10 protein-coding genes are annotated in these 13,514 nt (G+C 55.7%); 3 read left to right on the plus strand and 7 right to left on the minus strand.

Annotation, left to right across the window (positions count from 1 at the left end):
* Positions 1 to 452: 452 nt before the first annotated feature.
* Complete coding sequence (locus FHT69_RS34275) at positions 453 to 752, plus strand: glycoside hydrolase family protein (RefSeq protein WP_312865547.1); 300 nt, start codon at positions 453 to 455, stop codon at positions 750 to 752.
* Here the strand turns inward: FHT69_RS34275 and FHT69_RS17570 are convergent.
* The 7 genes from FHT69_RS17570 to FHT69_RS17600 form a co-directional block, all read right to left on the minus strand.
* Positions 697 to 1,806 carry a nucleotide kinase domain-containing protein gene (locus FHT69_RS17570; RefSeq protein WP_183905712.1) on the minus strand — a complete coding sequence of 370 codons (1,110 nt, stop codon included), beginning with the start codon at positions 1,804 to 1,806 and terminating at the stop codon, positions 697 to 699. The genes FHT69_RS34275 and FHT69_RS17570 overlap by 56 nt on opposite strands.
* Positions 1,803 to 2,753: a TylF/MycF/NovP-related O-methyltransferase gene (locus FHT69_RS17575; protein ID WP_183905713.1), complete on the minus strand. Its 951-nt coding sequence runs from the start codon at positions 2,751 to 2,753 to the stop codon at positions 1,803 to 1,805. Before FHT69_RS17575 ends, FHT69_RS17570 begins: the two co-directional genes overlap by 4 nt.
* Entirely contained in the window at positions 2,750 to 4,390 is a 1,641-nt protein-coding gene (locus FHT69_RS17580; protein WP_183905714.1) for a thymidylate synthase, read from the minus strand. Before FHT69_RS17580 ends, FHT69_RS17575 begins: the two co-directional genes overlap by 4 nt.
* A 400-nt stretch (positions 4,391 to 4,790) precedes the next feature.
* On the minus strand, positions 4,791 to 5,441 hold the full coding sequence (locus FHT69_RS17585) for a hypothetical protein (protein WP_183905715.1): 651 nt from the start codon (positions 5,439 to 5,441) through the stop codon (positions 4,791 to 4,793).
* Positions 5,441 to 5,935 (minus strand): TIR domain-containing protein, encoded by a 495-nt coding sequence (locus FHT69_RS17590; protein ID WP_183905716.1) that lies wholly within the window; start codon positions 5,933 to 5,935, stop codon positions 5,441 to 5,443. Before FHT69_RS17590 ends, FHT69_RS17585 begins: the two co-directional genes overlap by 1 nt.
* Before the next feature lie 419 nt (positions 5,936 to 6,354).
* Positions 6,355 to 7,449, minus strand: a complete 1,095-nt coding sequence (locus FHT69_RS17595; RefSeq protein WP_183905717.1) for a hypothetical protein — start codon at positions 7,447 to 7,449, stop codon at positions 6,355 to 6,357.
* A gap of 417 nt (positions 7,450 to 7,866) precedes the next feature.
* Positions 7,867 to 8,568, minus strand: coding sequence for a toll/interleukin-1 receptor domain-containing protein (locus FHT69_RS17600; RefSeq protein WP_183905718.1), 702 nt, complete (start codon positions 8,566 to 8,568; stop codon positions 7,867 to 7,869).
* A gap of 693 nt (positions 8,569 to 9,261) precedes the next feature.
* On the opposite strand from FHT69_RS17600, the gene FHT69_RS17605 reads away from it, so the two are divergent.
* Both FHT69_RS17605 and FHT69_RS17610 read left to right on the plus strand, forming a co-directional pair.
* Positions 9,262 to 11,379 carry a hypothetical protein gene (locus FHT69_RS17605; protein WP_183905719.1) on the plus strand — a complete coding sequence of 706 codons (2,118 nt, stop codon included), beginning with the start codon at positions 9,262 to 9,264 and terminating at the stop codon, positions 11,377 to 11,379.
* A 208-nt stretch (positions 11,380 to 11,587) separates the two neighbouring features.
* The gene (locus tag FHT69_RS17610; protein WP_183905720.1) at positions 11,588 to 13,507 is read left to right on the plus strand and encodes a glucosaminidase domain-containing protein; all 1,920 of its coding nucleotides are present in this window, start codon (positions 11,588 to 11,590) and stop codon (positions 13,505 to 13,507) included.
* Positions 13,508 to 13,514 lie beyond the last annotated feature (7 nt).

Below are 13,514 nucleotides of genomic sequence, written 5' to 3' on the forward strand. Positions count from 1 at the left end.
CTTCATGGCGGGCGCGATGATAGTCGAAGACGAGGCCGTGTGCAATTTTGTCGCGCAAAGGTCGAGAGCTTGCGTGCGTGTCGAAGTGTCGCTTTCTAAAGGCACCGTGGCCGCAACCGGAACAGTTCCGCTCCAAGGGATTCGTGCGGCGTATGACGTTCGCAACGTCAGAGGGGCCAACAACCTCCGGCTCGGAAGAGTAATTAACCGCGCGGCTTTGCAGCGACCTGAGTGTGATCTCGCGAGTTCGAAGAAGTCGGAGTCGGGCACACCGCTGCCACCGGAGCGCCTCGGCCCAGTTCTGGAATGAAGATTTCGCTCAGTGAAGCGATCAATATTTTCCGCAACGACCTCGCGAAGTTCGAGCGTGATATCACCCGGGAGGTGAAGGTGTTACACTATCACAAAACCAGTTTGACGAGCTTGTCTCCTGGCAGTTCAACACCGGCGCTATTTCGAGCGCGACTCTGACTCAAACGCTGAATGCCGGCGATCCGGAGGGAGCTACTGGGGAGTTCGAGCGCTGGAACAAGCGCAGGGGCGCGTGCTTGACGGGCTTGTCGCGCGACCCGAGCGCGAGACGGCGGTGTTTCGCAATGCTGACTACAGCAACCACATCATCAGGTTTCTCGAAAGCAAGAATGGGCGCGAGGAGCATTTCACCAGTGCGCAGGTCGAGTCGCTATTCAGTAGTGGTTAGGCAAAAAGATCTGCAATGGCGAGCTCTTCGTGAACCTCTTTTGGAGATTTGAGCGGCGCGACCATTGCCTGCCTACGCTTACGCTCACCAGACATAGGTCTCGATCCGCGAATGACACCCGACGAAGGAAGTTGCCATTTGGGAGGAAAGAACAGGTCGATATTTCGCTCCGACCCTGAGTATTTCGCTTTGATCCGGCTGCGCGCGCTGGTCAGTTGGGGAACCGCCTCGCGGCAATATTTGTCGAGTTCGCAGAATAGGCCCTGGCAATCGATACCATGCAGCCTGCGGCCGAACAAACCTCGAAAGGACAGGCCTAACCGTCGGAATTCCTCGTCCTGCCGATCTACCATCCAGAGGATGGTGTCCGCCGGCGAGTAATCCCCAAGATTGGTGAAGGCCTTCTTCAGTCCACGCAGCGCGCCTGGGCCGGCTTGAGTATAGTCGTCCTCGCTGAAGTCGAGCAGTTCGGAGTAATTGAGGTCGATTGCAGTCTGATAGGCCATGAACGGTCCCATCAGCGGAAAGCCCTGCAACAATTCCACGACGGCTTCCAGTGATGGCGCCTGTAGTACCCGCTCGGCACAGGCGTGATCGAGGAACATGTGCTTGAAGAGCGCAACGTGGTTGCGGTGCTTCTCGTCGAAACCGAACGCCTTGTTGGCGCAAAGGATAAATGCACCGGTGTAGAGCCCGCCGTTCTGCGCCTTGACTCGATCGAGAGCCCGCTCGAATTCGCCTGAGCGGAGGTGATCGAGACGTGGTGATCCTCCGAGTTCGGAGGTTACCGATTCCCACGTGGCAATGTTGCTGAAGGTGCGGAAGGCGGTAATCTGGAACACTCGATCGCGGGCGGTGGTTTCGGCGTCCTGTCCGTACGCCACGTCCTTGATCATGAACTGAGACACGCGGTCAGCCGCCCGAAAAACGTTACAGAACTTATAAACCTGCAGAATTGGGTCGGACGTCCAAGGCTGGCTCTGTCCGGCCAGTCGCGCCTCGAAGGCCGATTGTCGCCGTGATGCGAACGTCCAGTAGAGCTCATAAACTCCGTTGCGTAGCTGGGGCGGACTGCGTCGGCTGAAGTGGGTCGGGGAAGGGTTCATAACTGCCTCAAGAATACACCGGTGCCATGCAGGTTGAAGTATCGTGTGTCGGCCGCGAGCTGTTTTGCGGCTATTCTCTCACCAATAGTGTCGATGTGGCGATCGTGTCCCGTCCAATGATCGAAAATAATCGCGCCCCCGGTTTGGGTCCGATCAGCTATGACACGAATGATCGCCTCTGCCGACGTGAAATTGTCGGTATCCACGAAAGAAAGCACTAGATCTTCGGCGGCAAGGTGGGACACGGTCTCCACCACGTCACCCTCGACCACCTCCACGTTGCGGCCGCCGAAGACGGCTTTGACCATGTCCACGTCCCGGAATACACAATCGGGATGGTAGTACATGTCGAGTGGGCTACGCTTGTCTGGGAAGCCGTCGAACGTGTCGAATCCGTATACCTTCCAGTCGGCCCCAAGCGCCTCAATGAAGCGCGAGATCAACATTGTGGTTCCGCCTTTGAACATGCCGAACTCCGCCACGCACCCCTTGAGGCCCCGACGGTGTGCGTTCTGTAGGCATTGGTAGATATGGACGAGACTGTGCCGATAGCCGTTGGCGAAGGACGGAATGAAGACGTCGCGCCTGATCTTATCAAATACGGGATCACTAAACTCAAAGTGTGAGAAGCCGCCGATCACGATTTTCGTGTTGGGCGACAGCGTTAAAGCGATGGCTTCGAGGATCGGCTCCTTCCCTGCGTCCTCGGCGATGACCAGGATATCCGGAAAGTGGGCAGGTAGCTCCTTGAGCGGCTTAACCGACGCTCCGCCTTCCCCGGCAAAGATGCCGACCAGTTCGGCCGCACCTGAAGTGAAGACCGGGTCCGCCGCAACGTCAAAGGCAGCGGCAGACCAGCCGGCAATGGCCACCCGCGAACCCGGCCGCCGTTCGGTGACGGCTTCGCGCAGCTTTAGCGTAAGTTTTGTAAGATCTTCGGGACTCATGTGGTGGTTCCGGTTTGAAGAAAGGCGACCAGGGCCTGCCTGTTGCCGTGAACGAGCAGTGCGAGCAGTTCGGCAGCGTATCCCGATAGAGTAGTTGCCAGTATGAGTTTTTCCTCCGGCGCGGCGCGGTCTTCAGCCCCATGCCAGCAGGCGTCAAAAGCCGTGTTCACGTCCTTGATTGTCTCAGCAAGGGGGCGAGTGGGTGGCTTAAGTTCTAGCAGGTCGATCAATGTGTTGAAGTTCTGCTCATGGCTGCTGAGAGGGACGGGCGCGTCTGCCGGCACAAGCGCGCCAGCAGGCAGGCTCTCGACAAGGAACAGGCGGTATTTCTCTACATAGACGAACAAGTCCACGGCGGTGTCCAGGGCTGTCTCGCCGGTGAGGCCCGCTCCGGTCGTGGACAATGTGTCGAGGCGGTCCACTTTGCGGGCAATGTTCGGCTGGATGCTGACTAGCTCGCCCCGCTTTTTCCACGCTCCGCCATAGGCGCGATCCTTCTCGGCGTGCAGTTTTTTGACAGCCGCCTTGAAGTCGCCAATCATGTCGGCGCTGCTACGCGACCGAGCGGCGAGATAATCCGCAATGGGCCCCTGCGGGACCGCTTGCAGAAGACTCGGATATATGCGGCCATACTGCTCGTAAAGCGCGGCGGCATAGTCGCAGGCAGGCAATTGCGCCATTTCACTGGCCAATCGCCCTTCGCCCCACAGCGCGTGCGCTTGGGCGATATGGACTAGCGTCAGGCCGCTGTCGAGCAACGGGTCGCCGACCTGCCCGAAACTTCCAAGTGGCGCGTCAGGTCGCGCGGAAATCTTAGCCTCGATCGCGAACCAACGATCGAGCTTCGACTGGAACCTATCCCAAGGGGTTGCGAAGGCCGCCCGGTGTACCCCGAAATCGTAGGGGGAGAGCCCATGGAAGCCACTCACCATCTGTCCGCCGCGGTCGAAGTGGTCGGAATAAAGGTGGAACGACATAGCGAGATAATCCGCCTGGCCGACCTCCGCGTCCAACCAGTAGGCCATCATCTCATGAAGGATGCTCCACTCGAACGCGTTGGCTCCCGAAAAACCCCACCATACGTCGTTGCTGCGCAGCGCTGCAGACATATGCAACCGATCTACGCGGATGATCCAGCCAAGCCAGTTGTTGCAGGGGATGTCCTTGGATGGCTCGTAATCAAGGGCGGGGTCGAACAGGGTCATGACTGCCTGGCGGCTTGTCCGATCAGCTAGCAAAAGCTTTCGCACCGCGTCGATCTGGTCGACGCTGCGCCAGCACCGCAGGCGCGGGCCATAAGCTCCCCGCCATGTTTTCCCATCGTCGGAAAACAACGGTGCCCGCGGGAGATATTTCTTGAGCCAGGCTATGTCATTTCTGCCCGCCAGCACCCACATGCTCTCCGCGAATTGCGCAACAATGTCGTTATGACGTTTCGGGACATACAGGTAGCGCTCAAGCGGCCGCTCCAGTCGCGTGCTCCTTGCAATCAGCTCTTTCGTCTGACGCTCTTTGACAATGACGTCCGCTCCATTGAGCAAAAGCTCCTGGACGCTTGAGACCGAAGCAAAACTGATGTTTCGATAGGACGGCATGGCTTTTGCGGCATTTCTTTGTTGGAACAGATTTTCAATCAACGAGAACGCGAAGAATCAGTGAGTTCTTAAAACCTCAGGTTAGGCCAGACTACCAAAAAGTAAAGATCTATGATTGCCCGATTCTTGTGCCTGCCAAGCAAATCGAAATTACCCACAAGTCTATAAATGTGTGTGATCTTTTGGCCTGCCACAGCTGATCTTGCTGACAACCTATGTTGCGAACGCCACGACTTTTGTCGTGATTTTATTCGTCCAGAACCTAAGGCTCTAGCCGCGTAAAGCTCAAGGTGCACGCAGGCCCCTGCTGGCCATAATACGGCCGGACCACCAGGCGGTCACCTGACCCCTTGAGCCGTTTACCTCAAAGGGCGCGGAGTGGAAGTCCTTCAGGTGAGGTAAAAGCAAAAAAACCGCAGCGCTGGCCGTGATGCGGTGGTACTCAGATCATACGCTGCAGCGTTGAGGAGAAACGTTTAGCGCCTGAAGCAAAATTAATAGGGTCGGCAAGCACCTGATTGGGATGTCTTTCGATCTCGGGAGCGAGCCAGTCTATGAGTGGCTTGGCTTGGGCCGCATCAAACTTGCGATAGTCTCGCGGATTTCGTGAATACTGCAAAGCTTCACGAACTGGTTGCGGCACTGACGGCGCCGAAGAGCCAAAATAAACGAATTTGTTGGAAAGCAGGACCCTGTTGATCCGTGTGTCATGGGCGGTGTTCAGTAGGCATTGCGTGCCGTCAACCTGACTGTGGGCTGAATCCTCCTGAAGCCACGGCGAAGCGGGTGTGTCGCGACGGTAAATATTGTCACCAACCTGCTTCTTCGGCGTCCCGTTGCGCACTGGACGTCGCGTGATGAAATCGGGATGTCCCCAGTATTCGTCGAAATTGGTACTACTTGTGACGACCATTGCGAAGATACAGCGCATAGCAGGTTTGATCTTGACGCCCGTAAGTCCGATGATCCAGTCGCCATGGACGGCCTTCTCACGGATCTTCGGCTTGCAGCATGCCAAGCTGCACAGCCCGCCAAACGGATTGGGTGCAAACCCCAAGTCATAACTCACAGCATAGACATATACGTTCGTCATCAGGCGGCGCAGTTACTACGAGGAGTATAGTTAGTTGGTTGGCGCGGCGCGCCGTCAGGCCCCTCAAACGGATCACATTTGCCTTCGATGGCATCGATTACGCTCGCCGAATTCCAGCATACTAGTGCATCGCCGTATTTATTGAATGCCTCAGGCACGTCGTTTTCGGTGCCGCCACGCTCATAAACGCCAACGATCCGCTTACCCAACTCGTTCGCCTTTTTGATCTCCCAGTCGACCCAGGGGCGCTTGTGTGTATCCTTGCCGATCAGCAATACGACCGTGGATGCCCAAGACATTTTCATACGCAACAGGCGCTTCAGCGTGCGCTCGGGAACCTGTCCTTCATCGAGGCGGCGTTGATTGGCTGGTTTGGCGCGAATAGAACTGTTGCGGATCTCGTAACCAGTCCGTCCGAGCATGCGCGTAAGGTTTGTGACAAGCGCGTCATCGGCATGGTGATGGCTGATAAAGATGTGGCGACGGTCAGCCATCGGAAACTCCCTTATATCGCGGAAGATGCAATTCTTCATAAATACTGTCAAAGGATGAAAACTTCAATATCTTTGTGCTTACTTTGTTCCGATATTGCAACCGTTTGATTGCGCGCGATTCCACTTCGATCAGCGGCTCCGCGGTAACCAATCCTACTTTTGGACGTAGCTCATTGGCATCGCCGAAACTGCTAGAATCGTTTCCACAGAGCAGATTTGCAGCAGCAAAATGCCATCAGCCGCCGGAGCGGTTCGGTACGTAACGGGTTGTAAATTGAGCAGCAGTCTGACGTGTGCCTGGACAATCAATTATTGGGCCCACGACGGGCCCCGTTCTCAGCTGCTGCGCACGGGCTGGCTGAGTCAGAGTCGTCATTGCCCGGTGGGAACCCGCCTAACGGTTGGTGGCCTTTGAGAATTTATTGGACGAGTTCCTCCATTTCGCCGATGGTCGGAGACCACGGTTGAATTTTGGTCGCGTTCAGCCAATCCAGTATCCGAGTGGGTGACATAACAAACATTTGGGTGGCGCGTGCCCCGTACCATGCCGCTATGTCACCAGGCTCGCTGGAACTGGCTATTAATTCAATATCTGCATCGGTCAGGCCTGGGCTCATCAGTTCAGTGCGCCCTCCGAATTCGAAACATAATTTCATCTCGCCGTAGCCGTCGATAACGATCGACCTAGTACCCTCGCATTGCTTCGCTGTCAGGGTCTGTGTCGGACCGACCAGTACGCTAAGGCGGGCAGCAAGATTAGCTGGCAGCTTATCGTCAATAAGCTCAGCATTAGAAGCTCGTGCAATCAAAAGTGGATATTCCGGGCGGCTCCAGAGACGCAGACCGGCATCCCTAGTGATTGTTAATATCGTCTGGCCATCCGAGCTGACAACCAATCTAGAGAAGGAAGGATTGAGACCGTCTGAGGAAGAGGACCCCAGCAGTCGGCCAATCTGAAAACCGGATGCATTGTAGATCGTAGCAAGGCCTGAGCGCTGTCCAATAACAAATTCGCCGGTGTGGACTGAACCGGCAAGGCGGTCAGCAGCTCGACCGGCTTTTTCCAGGACGGCAGGCTTTTCGTCAGTCAAATCAACAACGACAGTCCAGCCTCCGGTCGACGCAGCAAGTACTCGATTCCTGCCAAGCGATAGGAGCAGCCCGCCAGGTTCGTCACCCACAGCTGAACGCCCAAGGTCGATTCTGCTTGCGGGGGCATCGCCTTCGAGCGGAACAACAGCAATCGCATCGTTGGCACCCTCGCGGTCGGATACGAGGTAAATAAGAGCGAACTGCCCGGACGGCTCAACCAGCACATCGATCGGTCGGCCGCTGCCCTGCCAGGCATGGGATGTTGCTTCAGCTTGCCCCTCTTTCACAACATAAAGCGTTCGTGAGAGTGGTCCAGCAAGGGCAACTATATTGCCATCGGCTGAACACCCGATCGACGCCCGGAGTCCATCGACGAAACCTGGCAGGCTGACGAAAGTCGATTGGCTGTCGGTGGTGTTCATTCGATGGAGTGCGACCTCACGCTCATCTCTTTTGCCCCGCTGAAACGTCAAGAAGGCAATTCTGCTCGAGCCACATCGCTCGGCTGAAATCAACGGTCCTCTGAATTGCCCCTTGAGCGAACGATCCTTGCCCCAAATGTCGACTCGGCCCTCGGATCCTGGTCCCTCCCATGGGGACCATGACACCAGATTGCCATTTTCGTCGAACAGCACGTGGTCCGCTTGAGCGGGCCATTCGCCGATAGACGCGCCATCCAACGTGCGAAGGATGATCTTCTTCCCATCTGTCCAGGCGAAGCTCTTGCCGTCTCCAGCGAAATCACCGTCAATCGCTGCATCTATACGCTGAGAATAAAGCCAGCTTCCCGAATTGAACGCCTTAAGAAGCGCGATATATGCTGTGGTGTTGTTATTATGTCAATGCGTGCTGAGATAGGCGCAGGGCGAATGTAGGATCACGCTCCACCAAGCTGTAGGCCGCGCTCGAAAAAGCTGCGCCAATGCCCTTGTTGCACTTTCTTCTGCTTTTGTTCGCGCGTTTTCCGCAATCACAGCCATGCTTGCTCCGATTGCAGCCAGCACCATCATGGTGGCCGCCACGATCAGGAGGATGCGACTCCTTTTTCTGTCTTGCCTCGTGAGAGTGAATGTTTTGCGAATTTCTTTAATCGTTACGTCGGCAGGAGTGTCTGCGCAGCACGGCTCGCTGAGCCTGAGAACATCTGACTTGAGAAGGTTTCCGACACGCGTTGTGGAACCCAGCCCTAAAGAACCGTTGAACTCGATAGGTACAATGCGGCGTTTTGATTTCTGAAATAAGCGGACTTCCCGCTCAACGGGTTTTGAATCGAGGGCCTCGGGGGTCGCCACAAGAACAAGCTGAGCGGTCCGCCATAAGGTCCAACGTCCAACCTCCTTCCAGCTGTCGCCTGATGAATAGTCTTCCCGATCGAGGAATACCTCGAAGCCTTCCTTCTCGAGGGCGTGTGCCAGGTTTCTTGCGTATGTCCCACCATCTTTCCATGAGTATGAGATAAAAAAGTCGAAGCCGAAGATGCGATCGAGTAGCCGGCGTCCGATCGATCGCCTTTGAAAACTGACAAACGCAATAACAGTCACACTCTATAGAAGGGATTAGATATCACCAGGCCGTTTCGCAAAAAGGACTAGCTCGCGTGGGTCGAGCTCTTGTCGCATGGGTCCCCCTCCCTCTTTGGAATCCGCAAACTGACATGTTATTGACATTCTAAAATTATGCTCTCCTGACTGATCTCTAGCAAGAGACGTGCAGGGAGTGATTCCGAGCTGTCGCCTTCCGGCCAAATCGATCGCAGTACGTGGCGAAGAACTGATCGTCGAAGAGTAAGTCGCCCGACGCCAATTCCCGAAGGGTTAGGCTCCAGGTACCCCCTTACCGTTCTGAACTGCCATGTCCCGGTCACCAGACATGGCAAGTATTCGCCCGAAAGAGTATTGGAGCACGCTATCCATCATCATTGATGCACTTTTTATATGTGCATTCAACCATTCCTTGTGGAGGTGTTATACCGCTGTGAGCTTATCGTATCTAAACACGATTCTCTCGGGGTTGTTTTCACAAGCAACTTTTTGTTTGCATTCCGGTGGTTGTGGAATAATATAAAATACACTTGGCATACCGACTGTCCAGTTTGAAATTAGATCGTTAACCAATATTGGCCGGCCGCACATAAGTATCCAAAGATGAATTTGTATTGCGTGGCTTTGAGAACGGTCAATGCTCTCTACGCGGACGCTTCGATGGACACTTCGACCCGACCTAGAAGAACTACAGTGGCGGAGGGCATCTCCGACCTTCTATTCAGAACCCGTGGGTTCTTTCCGATTTTTGCGATTACCACCGCGGTAGGTTCGATCTTGGCTTGGATGGGGCAAGGTCAGGACCTCATCCGGACGGTTACCGATATCGGCTCCGAGCACACGGGGTTTGATGCCAAAGTTTTCTGGCTCTGCCTATCGGTGGTCGTACTGGCATTTCAAGCGTGGTTTTGGGCGCGGGTCATAGTCGAAACGGAATTCGGTCCCCGTGAGGAATGGCGGTATCGATACTACCTGACCTGGGCGCCTAGGTTACTCGGGCTTATCCCTTTTGTTTTGCTCTTTATCGCATTGTGGCGCGTGAACTCAGCTAACGCTTGGCTGGCGTGGCTCTTGGCAGGGCTCGGCCTTGCGTTCTTTATTCTGTCGTGGGCCCGCCTACCACTTACAAAAGCCATGCACCGGGCCTCGGAGCGTCTGCAAAAGAACGGTCGTCCAAAAGCCGCCGCTGCCTTGGAGATTTCCCTTACGAATCTGCGTCGTACGGTTCTAGGGGTCGGAATCGCCTACGCTATAATCGCAATGGCCGTGATAATAGTGGACCCTGTCAGGCTTCCCGTCTTCTTTGGTCCTGCCGCAGTCGTCTTAACGGCATGTGCTTTGTTCATACCCATTCTAACAACTCTGCTGCTTATAGGCGGCCGATATCATCTTCGTATTGGAATCACGCTCCTGTTGTTGGTGATCGTTTTCAGCTATTGGGTCGACAATCACGAAGTTAGGCGGTCGCGGTCCAGCGCGGCGGTTCAACGTGCCGCGATACTTGGGCGGCCAACTCTCGACCAGGCCTACAAGACCTGGCGAGCGCAATTTCCCATAAAAACCGAAAAGCCAATCCCACTGATCTTTGTGGCCAGCGAGGGTGGGGCTTCCCGAGCTGGTTATTGGACGGCAGCCGTCCTGTCCCAACTGGAAATGGAAAGCAAGGGCGAGTTCTCCAAGCATGTGTTTGCGATCAGCTCGATTTCGGGGGGGAGTCTCGGTGTCGCGGGCTTTCTCTCCAGCATCCAGGATCAGAAAACCGGAGCTGCTATAGCGGCAGGCGGCGTAACGTTGAGGCAGGCTGTATCTTCCTTTGTGGGAGATGATTATCTGAGCCCCGCGCTCGCCGGAATGCTCTTCCCGGATTTACTCCAACGGTTCGTGCCCATCTCGGTGCTTCCCGATAGGTCGGAAGCACTTGAGAAAGGTTGGGAATACGGATGGAGGAAGCGTTGCGAAGCTATTCCTTGTGACGACCCCTCGAAGTTTTCGACGGACTTCCTATCGCTCTGGTCGCAGCCATCGAGAAAGGCTTGGATTCCGGCATGGCTGATTGGCGGTGCACTCCAGGAAGATGGTCGCCCCGTTCTAACCAGCAACATCCAAGTCGGCAACGCGATTGATGCGTGGGACTTCCATTACATCGCCGGAACCGATGTCCGCTTGTCGACCGCCATATTAAATGGAGCACGGTTCCCCTACGTCAGTTCAAGTGGCACAATATCAAACCCCGTGATGCCTCATCACGTGGACGCGGTGCATATCGTCGATGGTGGCTACTTTGACGCGGCGGGTGTCGAAGTTGCCAGGGGCCTTGCCCAAAGCATGGTGGCATCGGGTGGAGTGGCCTCGACTGACAATATACAGCCTATTTTCCTGCTGATCTCCAACGATGGCGTCAATCCACCGTTCACGCCTGACGCGGTTGGCGCGGTCGCGGGTCCGTCCACTCCGATCGCCTGTCGAGACCAATCCCCAAAATCAGGATGTCCGGGAAAAGACGGCGGTCTATCTACCATAGCGCCCGATCTGTTCGGCCCCATCCAGGGCCTCTATCGAAGCCGGGCCGCTCACGGCGAACGATTGAAGACGCTTCTATATCGCTTCGCTCCGACCCAAGCCGGGGGAGTGCCGACAAAAGTCTTGACGGTCGATCTGTGTTCAATGGCGGTGCCTATGAACTGGGCGCTATCCGCCAACGCACGGCACGTCGTAGACGACCTTCTCACCGAAAAGCAGGACTCGGCCGGTGAATGCGAACGGCAAAACATTTCGGACTTCAATCAGCTGATATCAATCCTGCGGTCATAGACAGGATGCAGGAGAGACGGTCATCAGAACTCCGCCTATCCGAAGAAAAGCTGTACGCGACGAGGGGTTGCAAGGGATTGAGGGAGCAGTAGACGATAATACTTGATCGCATCAAAGATTGTACTGGATTTATATTGCACCTGTAGTATATTCAACCAATAGGGGCACATCAGCAAACAGATCGCATTGAAAGTGTAGGGGCAAGTCAATGTCTTCGGATGCCGCACGTCTAGCTGACCTTCGGGTCCTTCATCCAGTTGTACGCGATGCCGTGGATCGCGTGATCGCCCAGCTTCGGGCAGAGGAGATACCGTTTGAGGTTTTCGAAGCTTACCGCACGCCCGAACGTCAAAGGATGCTGTACGCTCAGGGGAGGACGGCGCCAGGTGATATCGTCACCAAGGCCCGTCCTTGGTCGTCCTATCACCAGTACGGCTTGGCGGTTGATTTCGTCCTTCGTATTGACGGGAATTGGAGTTGGTCGTCGAAGGGAAAGTTCAACAAGTGGTGGGAGAGGCTGCATTCGATTGGGCGTGCGAATAATCTAGAGCCACTGAGTTGGGAACTGCCGCACCTTCAATACAGCGGTACATCGATTGAGACATTGTTGCGAGGTGAATATCCACCCCTGGGAGACGAGGCTTGGGCGGAAAACGTCGCCGCGACCATCGCGGCTTGGTCAGGGGCGGAAACCGCCCCGCCACCGCCACCGGACAGTGTTCGACGGCCTGGAATAAGTCTCGGGGCGATCGTTGACGACACAGATGAGGATACATTTGGCAGAACTTCGGCACCAACCGACGATGTCATTAACGAGATACCCGAGATCGGTTTGGTTTCCGCGGTTATCACGGCAGCGCAAGCTTCGGATCGCATATGGGGCGTTCCTGCTTCCGTGACTCTTGCGCAATTTGTCCTTGAAAGCGCGGGTGGCAAGCGCATGCCGCCGGGATCGAACAATCCATTTGGCATCAAAGCGAAGGAAGGCGAGCCCTATGTTCTCGCGCGGACAGGTGAAGTCCTAAACGGCAAGAGAGTCACGGTTACGGCACGCTTCAAAAAGTTCGCAAACTTCGACGAGGCGTTCTCGCAGCACGGGCGCCTACTAGGGACGTCTTCTTATTACCGAAAAGCGATGGCGGTTAAGGACGACTCGGTAGCATTCTGCAATGCACTCACCGGCGTGTACGCAACCGACCCCGACTATGGGAAAAAACTCATCCGCTTGATCAAGCAACACGAACTAATCGCGTACGACAAGGAACTCTCAGTCGTCACCGCTCCATTGGACGCGGGTTGGACGGCCAGGGGAGGTACTTCAATGATCCTTCAGTTTGGGGGAAGCGGCGAGGCAGTCCGGGGGCTTCAGCAAATGCTGAAGGAGGCTGGTTACAGCGTTGGTGCCGTTGACGGGGTGTACGGCACCCTGACCCGCGCGGCTGTCGGTGCCTTTCAATTGGACAACGGCATTACGGTCACGGGCATCGCGGACTCCGCCACGATGGTCGCACTCAACAATGCGCCCTCGCGGCCGCTTGATAGGTCGAGGCTGAATGCGACTGAGGCGGATCTTGTGAAGGAAGGCTCGGCGACGGTTATAGACGCCCGCCGCACAAAGCTACTGGGCTGGATTTCAGGAATTTTCGGAGTGCTAGGAATTGGAAACAGCACAGCAGTCACGGCCGGCGGCGGAGCGACAACTCCTGCCCCGGGATTCGGCGGAATCCTTGCACAACTACAGACCTATTTGGCAAACCCCACGGCTCCAAATTCGATCTCGCTGCTCGACGAAATTCGGAAAGGTACTCCAATAATCTCCGATGTGCTGAAGAGTATCGACGCCGGAAGTCTCCCTGACTTGTCCAAGCTTCAGGCATTGATTGCCAGCCAGCCTGTCACGGGTACGACGGCTCGTACTGTTTTCGATTTTCTCACAAATCGGCTGGCGGGGTCGTCAGGATTGGAGCCGGTGGCCCAAGTAATAGGGTCCGTCGCAGCAAGCCTCATTCCTGGCTTCGGTGGCTCGGTGGTCGCGCTGGGTATTGGCCTGTTCGCTCACTACTTTGGCTCCAAGATTGCCCAGAATCGTGTGCAGGAACACCGTGAGGGCAGTAATCTCAAGCGATAGACAGCCG

This window comes from Rhizobium sp. BK008 (assembly GCF_014197345.1).
Taxonomy (GTDB): Bacteria; Pseudomonadota; Alphaproteobacteria; order Rhizobiales; family Rhizobiaceae; genus Rhizobium; species Rhizobium anhuiense.